The 16229-nt window shown below is 67.3% G+C and carries 21 protein-coding genes; 13 read left to right on the top strand and 8 right to left on the bottom strand.

Translation table 11 applies throughout. The annotated features are described in order from the left end of the window. Nucleotides 1-1245 (top strand): 4Fe-4S binding protein (locus tag Q0996_RS13925; RefSeq protein ID WP_299620663.1); only part of this gene is annotated, 1245 nt, incomplete at its 5' end. 43 nt (nt 1246-1288) lie between these two features. Beyond that, a complete protein-coding gene (locus Q0996_RS13930) occupies nt 1289-2152 on the top strand; it encodes a C40 family peptidase (RefSeq protein WP_299620666.1) in 864 nt (287 codons plus the stop codon). Between the two features lie 5 nt (nt 2153-2157). Here Q0996_RS13930 and Q0996_RS13935 read toward each other — a convergent pair whose 3' ends face one another. Beyond that, nucleotides 2158-2475, bottom strand: coding sequence for a hypothetical protein (locus tag Q0996_RS13935; protein WP_299620669.1), 318 nt, complete (start codon nt 2473-2475; stop codon nt 2158-2160). A 219-nt stretch (nt 2476-2694) separates the two neighbouring features. Between Q0996_RS13935 and moaA the strand changes: the two genes are divergently transcribed. Further along, nucleotides 2695-3687: a GTP 3',8-cyclase MoaA gene (gene moaA / locus Q0996_RS13940; RefSeq protein ID WP_322096716.1), complete on the top strand. Its 993-nt coding sequence runs from the start codon at nt 2695-2697 to the stop codon at nt 3685-3687. A 52-nt stretch (nt 3688-3739) separates the two neighbouring features. Here the strand turns inward: moaA and Q0996_RS13945 are convergent, their stop codons facing one another. Then, nucleotides 3740-4255: a hypothetical protein gene (locus tag Q0996_RS13945; protein ID WP_299620675.1), complete on the bottom strand. Its 516-nt coding sequence runs from the start codon at nt 4253-4255 to the stop codon at nt 3740-3742. A 255-nt stretch (nt 4256-4510) separates the two neighbouring features. On the opposite strand from Q0996_RS13945, the gene Q0996_RS13950 reads away from it, so the two are divergent. After that, complete coding sequence (locus Q0996_RS13950; protein ID WP_299620678.1) at nt 4511-5278, top strand: NAD kinase; 768 nt, start codon at nt 4511-4513, stop codon at nt 5276-5278. Here the strand turns inward: Q0996_RS13950 and Q0996_RS13955 are convergent. After that, on the bottom strand, nt 5275-6141 hold the full coding sequence (locus Q0996_RS13955) for a LysR family transcriptional regulator (protein WP_299620681.1): 867 nt from the start codon (nt 6139-6141) through the stop codon (nt 5275-5277). The two genes, Q0996_RS13950 and Q0996_RS13955, sit on opposite strands and share 4 nt — an antisense overlap. Nucleotides 6142-6242: 101 nt before the next feature. Here Q0996_RS13955 and Q0996_RS13960 point away from each other — a divergent pair, with 101 nt between their 5' ends. Next, entirely contained in the window at nt 6243-6539 is a 297-nt protein-coding gene (locus Q0996_RS13960; RefSeq protein WP_299620684.1) for a YciI family protein, read from the top strand. Nucleotides 6540-6567: 28 nt separating this feature from the next. On the opposite strand, the gene Q0996_RS13965 is transcribed toward Q0996_RS13960, so the two are convergent. Next, nucleotides 6568-6921 carry a VOC family protein gene (locus Q0996_RS13965; RefSeq protein ID WP_299620687.1) on the bottom strand — a complete coding sequence of 118 codons (354 nt, stop codon included), beginning with the start codon at nt 6919-6921 and terminating at the stop codon, nt 6568-6570. 128 nt (nt 6922-7049) lie between these two features. Here Q0996_RS13965 and Q0996_RS13970 point away from each other — a divergent pair, with 128 nt between their 5' ends. Both Q0996_RS13970 and Q0996_RS13975 read left to right on the top strand, forming a co-directional pair. After that, nucleotides 7050-7541 (top strand): DUF523 domain-containing protein, encoded by a 492-nt coding sequence (locus Q0996_RS13970; protein WP_299620690.1) that lies wholly within the window; start codon nt 7050-7052, stop codon nt 7539-7541. 90 nt (nt 7542-7631) lie between these two features. Beyond that, nucleotides 7632-9035 (top strand): amidohydrolase family protein, encoded by a 1404-nt coding sequence (locus Q0996_RS13975; RefSeq protein WP_299620693.1) that lies wholly within the window; start codon nt 7632-7634, stop codon nt 9033-9035. On the opposite strand, the gene Q0996_RS13980 is transcribed toward Q0996_RS13975, so the two are convergent. Genes Q0996_RS13980 through Q0996_RS13990 form a run of 3 tightly spaced genes read right to left on the bottom strand, consistent with a single transcriptional unit; the run spans nt 9032 to nt 10372 of the window. Continuing rightward, nucleotides 9032-9385 (bottom strand): MmcQ/YjbR family DNA-binding protein, encoded by a 354-nt coding sequence (locus tag Q0996_RS13980; RefSeq protein WP_299620696.1) that lies wholly within the window; start codon nt 9383-9385, stop codon nt 9032-9034. The genes Q0996_RS13975 and Q0996_RS13980 overlap by 4 nt on opposite strands. 16 nt (nt 9386-9401) lie before the next feature. Then, nucleotides 9402-9869, bottom strand: a complete 468-nt coding sequence (locus Q0996_RS13985; protein ID WP_299620700.1) for a flavodoxin family protein — start codon at nt 9867-9869, stop codon at nt 9402-9404. Between the two features lie 59 nt (nt 9870-9928). Then, nucleotides 9929-10372: a hypothetical protein gene (locus tag Q0996_RS13990; RefSeq protein ID WP_299620703.1), complete on the bottom strand. Its 444-nt coding sequence runs from the start codon at nt 10370-10372 to the stop codon at nt 9929-9931. Nucleotides 10373-10623: 251 nt separating this feature from the next. Here Q0996_RS13990 and Q0996_RS13995 point away from each other — a divergent pair, with 251 nt between their 5' ends. Then, a complete protein-coding gene (locus Q0996_RS13995; protein WP_299620706.1) occupies nt 10624-11085 on the top strand; it encodes a hypothetical protein in 462 nt (153 codons plus the stop codon). 79 nt (nt 11086-11164) lie between these two features. Here the strand turns inward: Q0996_RS13995 and Q0996_RS14000 are convergent, their stop codons facing one another. Next, a complete protein-coding gene (locus Q0996_RS14000) occupies nt 11165-11407 on the bottom strand; it encodes a DUF1127 domain-containing protein (protein WP_299620709.1) in 243 nt (80 codons plus the stop codon). Nucleotides 11408-11567: 160 nt separating this feature from the next. Here Q0996_RS14000 and Q0996_RS14005 point away from each other — a divergent pair, with 160 nt between their 5' ends. From Q0996_RS14005 to Q0996_RS14025, 5 genes are all read left to right on the top strand, one after another. After that, entirely contained in the window at nt 11568-12542 is a 975-nt protein-coding gene (locus Q0996_RS14005; RefSeq protein ID WP_299620712.1) for a transcriptional regulator GcvA, read from the top strand. A gap of 25 nt (nt 12543-12567) precedes the next feature. Next, nucleotides 12568-13791 carry an acetylornithine deacetylase gene (gene argE / locus Q0996_RS14010; protein ID WP_299620715.1) on the top strand — a complete coding sequence of 408 codons (1224 nt, stop codon included), beginning with the start codon at nt 12568-12570 and terminating at the stop codon, nt 13789-13791. Next, a complete protein-coding gene (locus Q0996_RS14015; RefSeq protein ID WP_299620719.1) occupies nt 13784-14413 on the top strand; it encodes an HAD family phosphatase in 630 nt (209 codons plus the stop codon). Before argE ends, Q0996_RS14015 begins: the two co-directional genes overlap by 8 nt. Nucleotides 14414-14477: 64 nt before the next feature. Further along, complete coding sequence (locus Q0996_RS14020; protein ID WP_299620722.1) at nt 14478-15647, top strand: AbrB family transcriptional regulator; 1170 nt, start codon at nt 14478-14480, stop codon at nt 15645-15647. 95 nt (nt 15648-15742) lie between these two features. After that, entirely contained in the window at nt 15743-16054 is a 312-nt protein-coding gene (locus tag Q0996_RS14025; RefSeq protein ID WP_299620725.1) for a hypothetical protein, read from the top strand. Nucleotides 16055-16229: the final 175 nt, after the last annotated feature.

Raw genomic sequence — 16229 nt, forward strand, 5'->3', positions numbered from 1 at the left:
GGCCGCAGCCGCAAGACCGGCTGCACCCGCTGCCTGGACGTCTGCCCAACCTCGGCCATCACCTCCGCCGGCGACACGGTGGAGATCGATCCGCTGGTCTGCGCCGGCTGCGGGTCCTGCGCTTCGGTCTGCCCCACCGGCGCCGCCACCTATCAGCTCCCCGCCGGCGACAGCCTCTTCGAGCGGCTGCGCAGCCTCCTGGGCGCCTACCGCAAGGCCGGAGGAGCGGCACCGCTGCTGCTGCTCCACGACGATACCCATGGGGCGGAGGTGATCGCGCTTTCCGCGCGCCTGGGCCGCGGCCTGCCGGCCCGCGTCCTGCCGTTCCCGCTGAACGAGGTGACCCAGGTGGGGATCGATTTCCTCGCCGCCGCCTTCGCTTACGGCGCCGAGCAGGTGGTCGTCCTGGCCGACCCGAAGAAGCGCGACGAGCTGGGCGGCCTCGCCGGGCAGATCGGCCTCGCCGAGACCGTGCTCAGCGGCCTCGGCTACGGCGGCGGACGCCTGCAGGTGATCGAGGCGGACGATCCGGAAGCGGTGGAAGCGCAGCTCTATACCCTGGCGCCGCCGGAGCAAAGCATGGCGGGGGGCAACTTCCTGCCCCTCGGTGGCAAGCGCAGCCGCGCCTTTCTGGCGCTGCGCCACCTGCACGAGAAGGCGCCGCAGCCGGTCGACCTGCTGCCCCTGCCGCCGGGCGCGCCCTTCGGTGCCGTGAAAGTCGACACCGAAGGCTGCACCCTCTGCCTGGCCTGCGTCGGCGCCTGCCCCACCGGCGCCCTGCTGGACGACGAGACCAAACCCTGGCTGGGGTTCAAGGAGGATGCCTGCGTGCAGTGCGGGCTCTGCCGCACCACCTGCCCGGAATCGGTGATCAGCCTGGAGCCGCGGCTCAACTTCACCGCCGAGGCCATGAGTGCGGTGATGCTGAACGAGGCCGAGCCCTTCCACTGTATCCGCTGCGGCAAGCCCTTCGGCGTGCGCCAGTCCATCGAGCGCATCGCCGAACAGCTCGCGGGCAAGCACCACATGTTCCAGGGCAGCGACCAGATCGAGCGCATCATGATGTGCGAGGACTGCCGCGTCGTGGTGCAGTTCGAAAGCCCCGACGACCCCTTCGGCGCCGGCCCGCGCCCGACCCCGCGCACCACCGACGACTACCTGCGTGAGCGCGAGATCGAGGAGGCGCGCCAGAAGCTCCTGGCCGAACGCGCCGCCGCCAAGAACGGCGGCTCGCAGGACGGCTGACGGGTTAATCGCCTTTTCACGGGCGGCGCGCTAGGCTCTGCCCATGACCGAGCTCGACCCGCGCCTCAACGCCTATCGCGCCGACCTGGCGGCAGTAGCCCTCGAAGGCCGGGTGCCGGCTTCGCGCTTCACCGAAGGCCGCCCGGCCGGTATCGCGCGCGGTATCGTCGATCTGCGGCGGGCGCCGGACGCGCGCGCCGGCCTCGACACCCAGCTCCTCTTTGGCGAGGCGGTCACGGTCTACGACGAAGCCGACGGCTGGGCCTGGGTGCAGAACGAAACCGACGGCTATGTCGGCTACCTGGAAAGCGCCACCCTGGGCGCGGCGCCACCCGAGCCGACCCATCGGGTCACCGCCCTGCGCAGCTATCTCTTCCCCGAACCGAACCTGAAGGCGCCGCCGCTGGACTGCCTCAGCATCGCCTCGCCGCTCTCCGTGACCGGCATGGAAGGCGACTATGCGGTCCTGGCCGGCGGCGGCTTCGTCTATGGCAAGCACATCGCGCCGCTTGAAGATATGGAGCCTGACTTCGTGGCGACGGCTTTGCGGTTCCTCGGCACGCCCTACTACTGGGGCGGGCGCAGCAGCGTCGGGCTGGACTGCTCAACCCTGGTTCAACTTTCTCTCTCCTGTGCGGGCATTGCCCTACGTCGCGACTCCTACCAGCAGGCAAGCACCGTGGGCGAAGCGCTCAACGGTCTGCCCGGGGAGATCGCGCTTGAGCGCGGCGACCTCGTCTATTCGCCGGGGCACGTGGCCATCATGCTGGACGCCGAGCGGGTCGTGCACGCCAACGCCTTCACCATGAGCGTGGCCGTCGAAACGCTGGCGGCGCTGGAGGGGCGGGTGCGCGCGGAGACCGGCGGCGGCTTCACCGCGGTGCGGCGTATTCCCTCAGATCGCTGAAAGCCCTACTGCGCCGGCAAGGGCGGCGGACCGCCACCGCCCTGCTGCGCCTCACAGAGAGCCTCGGCCCGGCTCTTGAACAGGCTCGCCTGCGCCTGGGTGATGGTTCCCTCCTCGGCCATGCGGTCGATGTCGGCGGCCCGCTCGGCCAGGCAGCGCGCCACCGGATCGTTCGCCGCCGGCGCCGCGCTTTCGGGCGGCGGGAAGAGGTCGTCGCGGTGCATCCAGGCCAAGGCGGCGGCCATCAGCAGCGCCACGCCCAGCGCGACGACGCGCGCTGCGGGACGGTCTAGAAAAGAGACCTGTTCGGAAGATTCGGCCATTCGCCCGACGCTAACGGGCCCGGAGAAGACCCGCAAGCCGCTGATTTACAGCGCTGAACGGCACCTCGCCGAATGGTGTTTGCCCGTACAAAAGTTGGGGGCGACGTGGCGGCCCCTTGCTATTATTTTGTTAAGGAGCAATGAACTCCGGCCCGACCGGGCTCAGGTTGGGCCGGTCTGCGTTGGAACGAGAGGGTTGGGAGAGCGTTGATGGCCGAGATGATCGATCCCTTCGGGCGGGCGATCACCTATCTGCGCGTATCGGTGACGGATCGTTGTGATTTCCGCTGTGTCTACTGCATGGCGGAAAACATGACCTTCCTGCCGAAGGCGGAGATCCTCAGCCTGGAAGAGCTGGACCGGGTGTGCAGTGCCTTCGTGCGCCGCGGCGTGAAGAAGCTGCGCATGACCGGCGGCGAACCGCTGGTGCGCCGCGACATCATGACCCTCTTCCGCTCCCTCGCGCGCCATCTGGAGAGCGGCGCCCTGGAGGAGCTGACCCTCACCACCAACGGCAGCCAGTTGGGCCGCTTCGCCCATGAGCTGGCGGACATCGGCGTGAGGCGCGTGAACGTCTCCCTCGACACCCTGAACCCCGACAAGTTCACCGCCATCACCCGCTGGGGCAAACTCGACCAGGTGATGGAGGGACTGGAGGCCGCCAGGCGCGCCGGTCTGCAGATCAAGATCAACACCGTGGCCCTGCGCGGCGTCAACGACGACGAGGTGCACCGGCTGATCGCGTGGTGCGGCGACGAAGGCTATGACCTCACCTTCATCGAAGTGATGCCCATGGGCGACATTGGCGGCGAGACCCGGGTCGATCAGTACTGGCCGCTGTCCATGCTACGCGGCGAACTGGCCGAGAAGTGGACGCTGGACGAGATCGACTACAAGACCGGCGGTCCGGCCCGCTATGTGCGGGTCAAGGAGACCGGCGGGCGCCTCGGCTTCATCACGCCGATGACCCATAACTTCTGCGAAAGCTGCAACCGGGTGCGGCTCACCTGCACCGGCACGCTTTACATGTGCCTGGGCCAGGAAGATGCCGCCGACCTGCGCGCGCCCCTGCGCGCCAGCGACGACGACGCGCTGCTCGACGCGGCTGTCACCGAGGCCATCGCCCGCAAGCCCAAGGGCCACGATTTCGTCATCGACCGCCGCCGCAAGCAGCCCGCCGTCTCCCGCCACATGAGCGTCACCGGCGGCTGATCGGCTCCCGCCGCTTCGCTATTCGCCCACCTTCCCTACTGGCCCCGCCTCCCTACTGAATGGAGACCTGGTGCGCGAACTCGCGGCCGTTGGAGATGGTGATCTGCTTGAAGCCCATCATCTTCACCAGATCGAAGAAGGTGAAGTAGTCCTCCACGCCGAGCTCGGTGAAGATCGGCAGCAGCCGGGCCACCGCCGTCATCTGGGCGAAGATCGCCCGGGCGCGGTAGACCGTGTCGATGCGCTCGTCGCTCAGGGCGACGATGATCAGCTTCTCGGCCTCGGTTCCCTTGGCGAAGATGGCCGCCGTCGGCGGATAGGGCGCCTTGTTCTGCTCGCTGGTGATGCCGGTGACGAAGGCGATGCGGGCCTTGCGGGAGGCTTCCGGCAGGGTGTAGGCGCGTGCCTCATAGACTTCGCGGGAGGTCGGCTCGGGATAGTAGTAGCCGGCATGACGGTCGGCCGCCTGCGCCGGTCCCGCCGCGAGGCTTCCCAGAATCACGGCCAGGGCCGGCAGGCTCCTCGCCGCCGCCCGCCATTGCCGTCCGAGCCGTCGCCAGATGTGCATAGACTGTCTCCCAGTTCGCAGCGTCGTTCTTGATTGATCCGCAGCCTGCGGGAGACCCGCGGCTTTGGCAAGGCCGGCATCGCACGGGGACGAGGGTTCACTCCGAACCGGCCGCACCTGCGCGGGCTGGCGCGCCCCGCAGGCGGCGCTATACTCCTGCTCTACCGGCCAGGCGCCCGGACACCAGACCCATCAGGACTCATCAGCGCAGATACCCATTCCCCGACCATTTTCCCCCGAGAGGACAGCCCGGCCGTGACGGATCCGAAATTTGCGCTCGTCGCCAGCGATACGCCTGAAGCGGCGGAGGCCTTGCAGCGCCTGCAGAAGCGCTACGGCACCGGCGACCCGGAGACGGCCGAGGTCGTCGTTGCCCTGGGGGGCGACGGCCTGATGCTGGAAACGCTGCACCGCTTCCTCGACCGGGGCCTGCCCATCTATGGGATGAACTGCGGCACCGTCGGCTTCCTGATGAACCAGTATCACGAGGACGACCTGCCCGAGCGGCTGGCGGCCGCGGAGCAGGCGACCCTGCATCCCCTGCGCATGGAGGTGGAGCGCTCCAACGGCGAGACCTGCGATGCCATCGCCATCAACGAGGTCTCGCTGCTGCGCGAGGGGCGCCAGGCGGCCAAGGTCGGTATCTCGATCGACGGCGTCCAGCGCATGGAGGAGCTGATCTGCGACGGCGTTCTGGTGGCCACCCCCGCCGGCAGCACCGCCTACAACCTCTCCGCCCATGGCCCCATCGTGCCCATCGGCGGGCAGCTTCTGGCCCTGACGCCGATCAGCGCCTTTCGCCCGCGGCGCTGGCGCGGCGCCCTCCTCCCCGCCTCTGCCGAGGTGATCTTCGAAGTGCATGAAGCCGCCAAGCGGCCGGTCTCGGCAACGGCGGACTTCACCGAGGTGCGCGATGTAAAGCGGGTGCGGGTACGCGAGGACAAGAGCGTCGATCTGCACCTGCTCTTCGACCCCGAGCACGACCTGGAAGAGCGCATCATCAAGGAACAGTTCCAGCCCTAGGAGCGCGCGAAGACAGCCTCGACCCAGGCCGCCACCGCCTTGATCCGCGGCAGAACGGCGAGCTCCGCATGGACCAGCAGCCAGACTTCGCGCTGCGGCCCTTTCATGCCCCTCGGGAATGGCAGTTTCCTGAGGCGCCGATCCCGGGCCGCGACCAGGGACGGCAACAAGGACCGTCCGCAGCCGCCGGCGACCGCCTCATGGGCTGTCTCCACGTCGTTGACCCGCAAGGGCGCGGCCTTTGAGCCTTCCTTGCGGATCGCCGCCTCCAGCCAGCGCGCCTGGGGGAGGTGGGCCATGGTCTCGTCGTAGGTAATCCAGGGCTGGGATCGCGCCGCGTCGTTTGACTGCTCCGCAGCCGTGTAGGCAGCGAAGTCCAGCCGGCCGACAAGGCGTGTCTTGACCTGCATGCCCCCGCCGCGCGGCCGCGCGAAACGCAGTGCCATGTCGGCCTCGCGCCGCGTGAGGCTGAGGTCGCGGCTCTCCGCGATCAGCTCAAGCCCGAGACCTGCATGACGTCCGGCGAGTTTCGGCACTTCCGGGATCAGCACTCGGTTGGTGATGTAAGGAACGCTCGTCAGCCGCACCACGCCGGTCACTTCGTCCACGCCGACATCGCCGGGCCCGATCTCTGCGAGATCGCGCTCCATACGCTCAGCGACAGCGCAGAGGGACCGGCCTGCCTCCGTCAGTTCGAGGCGGCCGTCCAGCTGTCTCTGATAGAGCCTTTGCCCAAGGGCCGCCTGCAGTGCGGTCAGCCGGCGCGTCACGGTCGTGGCGTCGACGCCGAGCTGCCGGGCTGCGGCGGCCAGCCGCCCGGCACGGCCGACGGCCAGGACATAGCGCAGATCGTTCCAGTTCACATTCTGCAATTCTGCAGTTTCTATCTCAGAAGTTCGGATAGCTCCTGCAAGAATGCAGCTATAGGCTTGGCGGTCAAGACAAGCCTATCGGGAGAGACCGCATGCTTTACGTGGTGCTGTTCGAAGACAACGAGGAGCGGGGCACTGAACTGCGCCGGGAGCATCTGCCGGCCCACCTGGAGTTCCTTGAGCGATCCAAGGATCGCATCACCGCGGCCGGCCCCCTGCTCTCCGCCGCGAGCGCCGCCGAGGGCGGTCTCTGGCTGGTCGAGGCGAGAGACCGGGAGGCCGTCGAACGGTTGGTGAAGGACGACCCCTTCTGGCCAACCGGCTTGCGGCGCTCCTATCGCATTGCCGTCTGGAAGCAGGTCTTCGCCGCCGGGCATCGGTTGGTCTAGAACTGATCATGTCGTGACGGAACCGGCACTAGCCGGAATGGGCCAGGATGTTGAGAACCCGGCCGAAGGGATCGCGGACATAGAACCGCCGCACGCCCCAGGGCTCGTCGACGATGTCGTAAACGATGTCCATGTCCGCCGCCTTCGCCCGCTCATAGACGCGGTCCACGTCGTCGACCTCGATGGAGAGATCGGGAACGCTGGTGCCCGACCCGCCCTCGCTGGCAAAGCTCAGTTGCGGGGCGGCCGCGCCGTCGGAGGCCAGGGTCACGATCCAGCCGAAGTCCATGACGACCTTGAGACCGAGCAGCTCTTCATAGAAGGCGCGGGCGCGGGCCGGGTCGGCGGCAGCGACATTGGCGACGATGCGCTTGACGGTCATACGGTCTCCTTGGGTCGAGAGGTAGCCCCCCTGGAATCCTAAAGTGTTTCATGTTTTGACGGAACCAGCCCACGCCCCTTCCAGTGGTTTCGGATGCAAACCGCGGGGAATGCGGCTATGGGAGGAGCATGGAGAAAATCCTGGTCAGTGCCTGCCTCCTCGGCCGGCCCGTCCGCTACGACGGCGGCAGCAAGCGGCTGGACGACGCACTGCTGGAAACCTGGAACGCAGAGGGCCGGCTGGTGCCGGTCTGCCCGGAAGTGATGGCCGGCCTGCCCACACCGCGCCCGCCCGCCGAGATCGAAGGCGGCCGCAACGGCGCGGCGGTGCTGGCGGGCGAAGCGCGCATCCTCGAAGACAGCGGCGGCGATGTTACAAAGGAGTTCCGCGCCGGAGCTCAAGCAGCGTTGTACGCGGCCGTCGAAAGCGGCTGCCGCTACGCCCTGCTGACCGACGGCAGCCCCTCCTGCGGCTCCGGCTTCATCCACAGCGGCGCCTTCGACGGGCGAACTGTGGCGGGCTTCGGCGTAGTGACCGCTCTGTTGCAGGAACATGGGATCACCGTGTTCTCCGAGAAACAGATCAACGCGCTGGCGCAAGCGCTGGACACGAACGGATAGAAACTACGACCCTTCACATCGCTCCCCCTCGGCGCCATCTCTAGTGAAAGCCCGGCGCCCCCGCGTCGCAGAAAAACAGGGAGAGTGACGATGCCGAAGAGCTCTCATCCGAACGCCGATCCCGAAGGCAAACGCCTGCCGATCAAGCTCGATTCCACCTCAAACGGCGAGTTCGTGCCGGTTCCGCTGGATGCGGTGAACCGCCGCGCCAACCGCCTGGCCCAGGACTGGGCGGGGGAGCATGCGAAGCGGCGCGGCCTTAGCCGCCGCGACTTCATGGTCTCGACCTGTGGCGCGGCCAGCACGCTGCTCGCCTTCAACGCCGCCAACGCCGCGGCGGGGCGGACCGGCGGCTACTTCGAACTGGAGCAAACGGTGGCCCTCGATCCGGAGATCGCGGCGGAGCGCCTGGGCGGGCGAGAGTTCGTCTTCGACGTCCAGGGCCACTTCGTCGGTGCCAACGGCATCGGGCGCACCGGTCTTGGGAATTCCAAGCAGTTCATCAAGGACATCTTCCTCGACTCCGACACCGACATGATGGTGCTTTCCTTCATCCCCTCGCGGCGCGAGAAGGAGCTGCTGTCCATCCAGGAGGCCGACGAGACCCGGCGCATCATCGACGAGATGGAGGGCACCAAGCGCCTTCTGATCCACGGCCGGGCCAACCCCAATCAGCCGGGCGACCTGGAGGGCATGGACGAGCTTGCCGAGACCTGGGGCGTGGTGGCCTGGAAGTGCTACACCCAGTGGGGACCGGGCGGCACCCCCGGCTTCTTCCTGCACGACGACATCGGGCTTCAGATGATCGAGAAGGCGCGGGCGCTGGGCGTGAAGAACATCTGCGTCCACAAGGGCCTGCCCTTCGGGCGGCAATCCTACGAACACTCCATCTGCAGCGACATCGGCGTGGTCGCCAAGATGTACCCCGACGTGAACTTTCTGGTCTACCACTCCGGCTTCATCAGCGGGCAGACGGAAGGCCCCTACGATCCCGACCGCGGCGAAGGCGTCGACGCGCTGATCCGCTCGGTGGAGGACAACGGCATCGGCCGCAACGCCAACGTCTATGCCGAGCTCGGCAGCACCTGGCGCTTTGCCATGCGCGACCCCGACAGCGCCGCCCACATCGTCGGCAAGCTGGTGAAGCACATCGGCGAGAAGAACGTGCTCTACGGCTCCGACTGCATCTGGTACGGCTCGCCCCAGGACCAGATCCAGGCCCTGCGCAGCTTCCAGATTTCAGAGGAACTGCAGGAGCGCCATGGCTATCCGAAGATCACCGACCGCCTGCGCGCCCAGGTCTTCGGCCTGAACGCCGCCCGCCCCTACAGCATCGACGTCGAGGAGGTGATGCAGCGCGCCCGCAACGACCGGGTGGAGCAGCGCCGAACGGCCTACCGCGAAACCCCGGACCCGCACTTCCTCACCTTCGGTCCGAAGACGCGAAGGGAGTTCCTCGCCAACCTGAAAGCCCGCGGCGGCTCGCCTGTTTAGAGTCCCAGTTCCGCCCTTTGCTTCCTGGTCAGCTTGGCGGCGATGATTTTGTGGGCTTGCTCGACGTAGGCCTTGATGTCGGTGTCGCTCATGGCGTCCTTGGTCTGGAGTTGCACCCATTTGGCGCGGGCGAGGTAAGGGGCGGGGGCGATGCCCGGCTGCTCACAGAGCAGGGTGTAGGAGAGCTCGCTGCACTTGAAGCTGATCTTCTGCTGCTCGCCCGGACCGAGGTGGGAGCAGATGGCGAAGATCTTGCCGCCCACCTTCCACACCGAGGAATTGCCCCACTGCACCACGTGGGTGGTGGCCGGAAGCCCCTTGCAGAAGCGGTCGAACTGATCGCGCGTCACGTCGCCCCCTCCCTCATCAGAAAATCCCCGCATCGAGGCCATAGGCCATGGCCGCGCCCAGCTCGCGGCAGTCCTCGACGAAGCGCTCCTGCCACTCCCCGCGCAATACCAGCGGCTCCTGCACCGCGCGCCAGCGCAGGCCGGTGGTAATGCTCTCCACCGCGCGGCGGGTGCCGGTGCCGTCGTGGCCGGCGCGGATGTAGAGGCAGTAGGGCAACCCTTGCGTCTTATCCAGGCAGGGATAGTAGCTGCGGTCGAAGAAGTCTTTGAGGGCGCCGCTCATGTAACCCAGGTTCTCGGTGGTGCCGAGGATGACCGCCTGGGCCGCCAGCACGTCGTCGGGGCCGGCCTCGAAGGGCGTCAGCGCCCGGACCTCCAGGCTCTCGGTCTCGCAGGTCTCCGCCGCCGCCGCCACCGCCTGCTTCAGCCGAAGGGTGTTGGGCGAGGGCACATGGGCGACGATGAGCAGGCGCCTCTGGCTCATGGCAGCTCAGACCCCGACAGTCAGGCTCCAGAGCAATTCCGGTGGAATGCGGCCCATGCTCAGCCGGCCTGCTTGCCCAGGCGGGCCGCCAGGGCGCGGACGTAGCGCAGGTCGGCGGCAGTGAACTCGCCCTCGGCGATGTCCTCCTTGTAGCCTTCCAGCTCTTCCTTCAGGGCGTCGGAGCGGCCCGGCGCAGCCAGCAGCTTGTCGATCAGGGCCAGGGCTTCCGAGTTCCGGGTCTTGCGCTGATCGGGTGTGAGGTCCTCGTCCTCCGCTTCGTCTTCGGTCTCGTCGAGGGCCTCTTCCTCGTCGTCGTCCTCCTCATCCTCCTCTGCGAAGTCCTCTTCCGACGGCTCGGGAACGATCAGTTCGTCCCAGGAGACCTCCGCCGCCTCCACGTCGGCATGCAGTTGACGGGCTGCGGTCAGCACCTCCTCGTCGTCCGCGCTGCCCAGTTTCGACAGCAGCTCGAGCAGAGCATCCCGCTGCAGCGGTTCGGTCATAATCGGCCCCTTGCAATGGCTTTGCGACTCCGCGCCGAGACTAGCGGGTTTTCCCGGAAAGCTACAGACCCCTGCAGTTTGGACGCCCGCTCCGGAACGGAAAATGTAGCGCCCCATAGGCCACCGGAAACGGCCATCCAGCGGAATCGCCGAGTGCGGCCAGAACAACCACTGCGGTATCGATACTTCGCAGTTTTCTATCGTTCTGATAGCCTGCCGAGCAGTCATATCGTCCGTGAAGGGAGACCGCGATGCCTAAGGGCAGTTTGGTTTTGGCTGTGATGGCTGTTGCTCTGGCAGCCTGCCAGACTACGGGTCAGGAGACGGCACAAGTCGCCGCACAGCAGGTTGTCTTCAACGAGCCGGTGGCGAACACCGGCAACTATCAGGTCTTCTGTCCGGACCAGTCGCTCGATGCCGTCGCGCGCTTTTTCAAGCAGCCGAAGGAGCTGAGTGGCTATCTCGCATCGGGCAGCTACTTCTCCAGCCGCAGCGAGAGCAACGTCACGATCAAGGACAGCAGCATCACCCATCAGGCTCCCAAGATCGCTGCGGTATATTTTTTCAAGGAAGGAACCGACAAAGGCCGCGACGGGGTGTTCATCCTCGCAAAGGGATTCTTCGACGAGCAAAACCGCGGCCGCTGGGAGCCCATGATCGCGGTCGACCCGAGGGCGCTGGAGGGCGATGCCTGCTACACCCTGAACAGTTAGCTGTCACGAATCTCCCGGTTCTCGAGAAACGGGCCGCCCGTCGGGGGCGGCCCGCTTTCTGGCGTCGGTGCTGGCAGGTTCAGCGCGACCAGTGGGGCTTGGCGGCCATCGCGCGCATATCCTCGGCGGTGAGGCCGACATCGCGGAGCTGATGGTCGTTGAGCTGGGTCAGGGAGGCCCGCTCCTCGGCACGAAGCTGCCAGTCGATCATCAGATCGAGCAGCAGGACCGGCGCACGCAGCAGGGCCTTCAGCAGCCCGCCGTGGGTCACCTTGGGACTGGACGGGAGCAGCGCGGCTCCCTTTGTGACTGCGTTTGACATGGTAGCTTTCCTTATTCGAAAAAAGTTGGCCGGGAATCGCTCCTGAACCCCTGGAAACCTGGGTTTCCCCTTATCTCTTAGCCAAAGATTTAAGGAAGATTGCGGCCGCCCGCAAACGATGATATCTCATGGTTATCATCAGCAAATCTAATGCGAAAACATGGCCCGGAAACTGCCGCCTTTGAAGGCCCTGCGGGCGTTCGAGGCCGCCGCCCGCCACCTGTCCTTTACCCAGGCCGCCGCCGAGCTTCACGTGACCCAGGCGGCCATCAGCCACCAGGTGAAGATCCTGGAGGACCGGCTCGGCTTGTCCCTGTTTCGCCGCCTAAACCGGCGCCTGGTGCTGACCGAGGCTGGACAGATCTACCTGCCGGTGCTGCGCGATGCCTTCGACCGCATCGCCGCCGGCACCAGCCAGCTTTACAAGGACGAGGACAGCGGCCCCCTGCGTGTCAGCGTACTGCCGTCGCTGGCCGCCAAATGGCTGCTGCCGCGGATGTCGCGCTTCCGCGACCGCCACCCGGACTTCGACGTGATGATCTCGGCCAACAACAAGCTGATCGATTTCTCCGACGACTCGGTGGAGATGGGCATCCGCTACGGCGCCGGGAACTACCCCGGCCTGCAGGTCGACCTGCTGCTCAGCGACGAGGTCTTTCCGGTCTGCAGCCCCAGCATCATCAGCGACAGGGCCCCGCTGGAGGCCCCAGAGGACCTGCGCCACCACACGCTGCTGCATGACGAGGTCTCCCGCGAGGACGAGAGCCCGGACTGGCGCAACTGGCTGCAGGCCGCCCGGGTCAGCCGCGTCGACTGGAGCCGCGGGCCCGGCTTCAGCGACTCCTCCATGGTGCTGGAGGCCGCCGCCGCCGGCCACGGCGTCGCCCTGGCCCACTGCTGGCTCGCCCAGGCGGACCTGGAGAGCGGCCGCCTGATCCAGCCCTTCGGGCCCAGCATCCCCTCCAAGCACGCCTACTACATCGTCTGTCCGCCGGCCCTGGCCGAGCGGCGCCGGGTCCGCCTGTTCCGCGAGTGGCTGTTGGAGGAGGCCGAGAGGACTGGCGCCGAAAGTGCCGCTCTGTCATCCTTGGGCCCCGCCCAAAGGCCCGCCGACAAATCCGTCCAGCAACCGTGACCTCTTGCCCGGGAGTGGAGATCCCTTGCCTGCCGACGTGAACGCCCCTGCCGATCCGCATGCCGGTGAGCCGGCGATCCGGCCGGAAACCCGTGCGATGATCGAGCGCCTCATCGCCTTCGACACCACCAGCCGCAACTCCAACCTCGACCTGATCCACGACGTGCGCGACTACCTGGCGGGGCTGGGCGTGCGGGCCAGCCTGGTGCACGACCCGGAAGGCCGCAAAGCCAACCTCTACGCCACCCTGGGGCCGGAGGACCGCGGCGGCATCGCGCTCTCCGGCCACACCGACGTGGTGCCCATCGACGATCAGGACTGGAGCGTCGATCCCTGGCAGGTCAGCGAGGCCGGCGGGCGCCTCTACGGGCGTGGCACCACCGACATGAAGAGCTTCCTCGCCGTTGCCCTGGCCTACGCGCCGCGCTTCCTGGCGGGCGAGATGAAAACCCCGATCCACCTTTGCCTGTCCTACGACGAGGAGGTCGGCTGCCGCGGCGTGCCCGCCCTGATCTCCTTCCTGGCCGAACAGCCGGTGCGCCCGAAGCTCTGTATCGTCGGCGAACCGACGGAGATGAAGGTGGTCACCGCCCACAAGGGCAAGCTCTCCATCGCCTGCCAGGTGCGCGGCAAGGAGGCGCACTCCTCCCTCGCGCCCCACGGGGTCAACGCGGTTCAGGCCGCGGCCCGGGTGATCGCCCGCCTGACCGAGATGGCCGAGGAGAAAGCGCAGGAAGGGCCCTTCGACAGCGACTACGACGTCCCTTACACGACCATCCACACCGGCGTCATCCACGGCGGCACCCAACTGAACATCGTCCCCGGCCATTGCCGCTTTGAGTTCGAGTTCCGCCACCTGCCGGAGGATTCGCCCCAGGCGTTGCTGGCCGCCGTGAAACGCTATGCCGCGGAAGAGCTCGCCCCGGCCATGCAGGCGGTCGACCCCGGCAGCGGTTTCGCCTGGGAGGAGGTGTCCAGCTTTCCCGGCCTGAATCTGGCGCCGGATGCCGAGGTCGTCGACCTGGCCAAGGCGCTCTCCGGCGGCAACGCCACCGGCAAGGTGGCGTTCGGCACCGAGGCCGGCCTCTTCGACGCGGGAGGCATCCCAGCCGTGGTCTGCGGCCCGGGCTCCATCGACCAGGCCCACAAGCCCGACGAGTTCGTCACTCTGGAGCAGATCGCGCTCTGCGAACGCTTCATGGAGCGCCTGGAAGCCCGCGTCCGCCAGGGGGAACCCGCCGATGCCTGACCCGCAGCGCGGCGCGCCCGTCGAGGCCGCGGTCTTCGATGTCGGCGGCGTGCTCATCGACTGGGACCCGCGCCACCTCTATCGCAAGATCTTCGACGACGAGGCGGCGATGGAGCGCTTCCTCGCCGAGGTCTGCTCCCATGCCTGGAACGAGCAGGCCGATGCCGGCCGGCCGATCGCCGAAATCACCGCGGAGCTCTGCGCCGAGCACCCTGACAAGCGCGACCTCATCGAGAGCTACTACGCGCGCTTCCCCGAGATGATGAAGGACGCCCTGCACGGCACCGTGGCCCTCCTTGAGCGGCTGCACGGCACGGGCCTGCCGCTCTACGTGCTTTCCAACTTCTCCGCCGAGACCTTCCCCATCGCGCGCCAGCGGTTCGGTTTTTTCGAACGCTTCAGGGGCCTGGTGATCTCAGGCGCCGAAGGCATGAAGAAGCCGGACCCGCGGATCTACCACCTGCTGATCGAGCGCTTCGCCCTGCGGCCCGCGCAGACCCTCTTCATCGACGACCGGGCCGACAATGCCCAGGCCGCCGTCGATGCCGGCTGGCAGGCGCTGCGTTTCGCGTCGCCCGAGAAGCTGGAAGTCGACCTCCAGTCCCTCGGCCTGCTGGCATGAGCCGGGGGTTCAAGGCGCGGAGCCGGCGCCATGACACACCAGCCGGCGGAGTCGCGAACCGCTGATGGCGAAACCCAAAGCCCCGAAACCCAAGGCCCCTCCGCCGCCGATTCACAAGATCCTCCTGGCCCTCACCATCGGTGCCCTCGGCGGCTGGCTGGCGAGCCTGCTGCAGGGTCCGCTGGCCTGGATGATTGGCGCCATGTGCGCCACCACCGTGGCCGCCATGTGCGGCCTGCCCGTCGCGTTGCCCATCGTCTTCCGCACCGCCATGGTCGCCGTGCTCGGCGTCATGCTGGGCAGCGGCTTCGCCCCGGAGATTCTCGACCGCATCGGCGATTGGGTCCTCTCGCTCCTGGGTCTTGCGGCCTACACCCTGGTCGCCACCGCCGTGGTTGCCGTCTTCCTGCGCAAGGTCGCCGGCTACGACCCGATCACCGCCTACTTCTCCGCCGCCCCCGGCGGCCTCTCGGAGATGATGATCATCGGCGGCGAGAAGGGCGGCGACGAGCGCATCATCTCCCTCACCCACACCTCCCGCATTCTGCTGGTGGTGCTGACCCTGCCCTTCGTCCTGCAGTGGATCTTCGGCTTCACGCCGGGCCCGCGCCCGCCCGGCGGCATTCCCCTGGCCGAGGCCCAGGCCGGCGACATGCTGGTACTGACGGTCTGTGGGCTCGTCGGCTTCGTCCTGGCCAAGCTGGCCCGGCTGCCGGCGGCGGCGATCCTCGGCCCCATGATCGTCTCGGCGGCGGTCCATCTCGCCGGCTGGAGCGACGCCAAGCCGCCCAACGAACTGGTGGCCGCCGCCCAGGTGGTGGTGGGCACCACCATCGGCTGCCGCTTTGCCGGCGTCGGCCTGAAGCTGGTGGGGCGAACCCTGCTGGCCGCCCTGGGCAGCACCTTTCTGCTGGTCGGCAGTTGCCTGCTTTTCGCAGTGCTGCTGAGCCCGATCACCGATCTGCCGACCATCGCCCTCTTCCTGGCCTACGCCCCCGGCGGCGTCGCCGAGATGAGCCTCATCGCCCTGGCGCTTTCCGTCGACGCGGCCCTGGTCGCCACCCATCACATCGTGCGCATCTTCTTCATCGTCGCCTGCACCCCGCTGCTGTTCCAGCTGCTGCCCGCGCGCATCATGCCGCGGCCGGCGAACCCGGCAGTCAAACCGTCCCCCGAACCACCGCTCCCTGGGCCGCCCCCCGGGCCGCCCCCCAGGCCGCCCAAGGACGACTGAGCCCCGTCCACAAAGCGGTACCGAGATGACACACACCTGTCACGCCGGCGGCGGCAGGCTTGGGCCGATTTCTTGACGGGGGCCCTCAGGCTGTCATGTCCGACCGTTTCCTGGCCGTAGTGCTGGCGCTTTGCCTGGCCTTGCCGCTGTGCCTCAGTTTGGACGACGATCTCTTCGAGACTCGTGACACCGTCGAGGACAAGGCGGCGCTGCAGCTGCCGCCGCTTTCGGACAGCGAGAACCTGACCGAAGAAAGCGCCCCGAGCCCCGAAGCCGAAGCCGCGGCACGGCGCTTCTCCGAGCTCGCCGTCGAGGCCCTGGAGCGGGAGGCCGAGGGCCTGGAAGGCGCCATCACCTGGCGGCCCTATCCTCCGAAACCACAGAGCTCACCGCCGACCGACCGCTGAAACGGTGTGAACATCCGGCGCTTGGCTCGCGGGATTGAGCCAACCCATTGATCTTCATGGAAGATTCGCGAAAGCAAGGCTTCATTAAGCACCTAGTTCTATAGACTAGGGCTATGACAGAATTCCGCACTCAACCTATCGCTGAATAGCTGCAACAACGAAGGTCAATACAACC

The organism is Pelagibius sp. (assembly GCF_028289705.1).
In the GTDB taxonomy this organism is placed as follows: Bacteria; Pseudomonadota; Alphaproteobacteria; order Kiloniellales; family Kiloniellaceae; genus Pelagibius.

Bases quoted from the DNA above. Each gene is read 5' to 3' on its own strand.
- Q0996_RS13930 (WP_299620666.1), top strand. From the start codon at position 1,289: ATGACCGAGCTCGACCCGCGCCTCAACGCCTATCGCGCCGACCTGGCG.
- Q0996_RS13935 (WP_299620669.1), bottom strand. From the start codon at position 2,475: ATGGCCGAATCTTCCGAACAGGTCTCTTTTCTAGACCGTCCCGCAGCG.
- moaA (WP_322096716.1), top strand. From the start codon at position 2,695: ATGATCGATCCCTTCGGGCGGGCGATCACCTATCTGCGCGTATCGGTG.
- Q0996_RS13945 (WP_299620675.1), bottom strand. From the start codon at position 4,255: ATGCACATCTGGCGACGGCTCGGACGGCAATGGCGGGCGGCGGCGAGG.
- Q0996_RS13960 (WP_299620684.1), top strand. From the start codon at position 6,243: ATGCTTTACGTGGTGCTGTTCGAAGACAACGAGGAGCGGGGCACTGAA.
- Q0996_RS13965 (WP_299620687.1), bottom strand. From the start codon at position 6,921: ATGACCGTCAAGCGCATCGTCGCCAATGTCGCTGCCGCCGACCCGGCC.
- Q0996_RS13970 (WP_299620690.1), top strand. From the start codon at position 7,050: ATGGAGAAAATCCTGGTCAGTGCCTGCCTCCTCGGCCGGCCCGTCCGC.
- Q0996_RS13975 (WP_299620693.1), top strand. From the start codon at position 7,632: ATGCCGAAGAGCTCTCATCCGAACGCCGATCCCGAAGGCAAACGCCTG.
- Q0996_RS13985 (WP_299620700.1), bottom strand. From the start codon at position 9,869: ATGAGCCAGAGGCGCCTGCTCATCGTCGCCCATGTGCCCTCGCCCAAC.
- Q0996_RS13990 (WP_299620703.1), bottom strand. From the start codon at position 10,372: ATGACCGAACCGCTGCAGCGGGATGCTCTGCTCGAGCTGCTGTCGAAA.
- Q0996_RS13995 (WP_299620706.1), top strand. From the start codon at position 10,624: ATGCCTAAGGGCAGTTTGGTTTTGGCTGTGATGGCTGTTGCTCTGGCA.
- Q0996_RS14000 (WP_299620709.1), bottom strand. From the start codon at position 11,407: ATGTCAAACGCAGTCACAAAGGGAGCCGCGCTGCTCCCGTCCAGTCCC.
- Q0996_RS14005 (WP_299620712.1), top strand. From the start codon at position 11,568: ATGGCCCGGAAACTGCCGCCTTTGAAGGCCCTGCGGGCGTTCGAGGCC.
- Q0996_RS14015 (WP_299620719.1), top strand. From the start codon at position 13,784: ATGCCTGACCCGCAGCGCGGCGCGCCCGTCGAGGCCGCGGTCTTCGAT.
- Q0996_RS14020 (WP_299620722.1), top strand. From the start codon at position 14,478: ATGGCGAAACCCAAAGCCCCGAAACCCAAGGCCCCTCCGCCGCCGATT.
- Q0996_RS14025 (WP_299620725.1), top strand. From the start codon at position 15,743: ATGTCCGACCGTTTCCTGGCCGTAGTGCTGGCGCTTTGCCTGGCCTTG.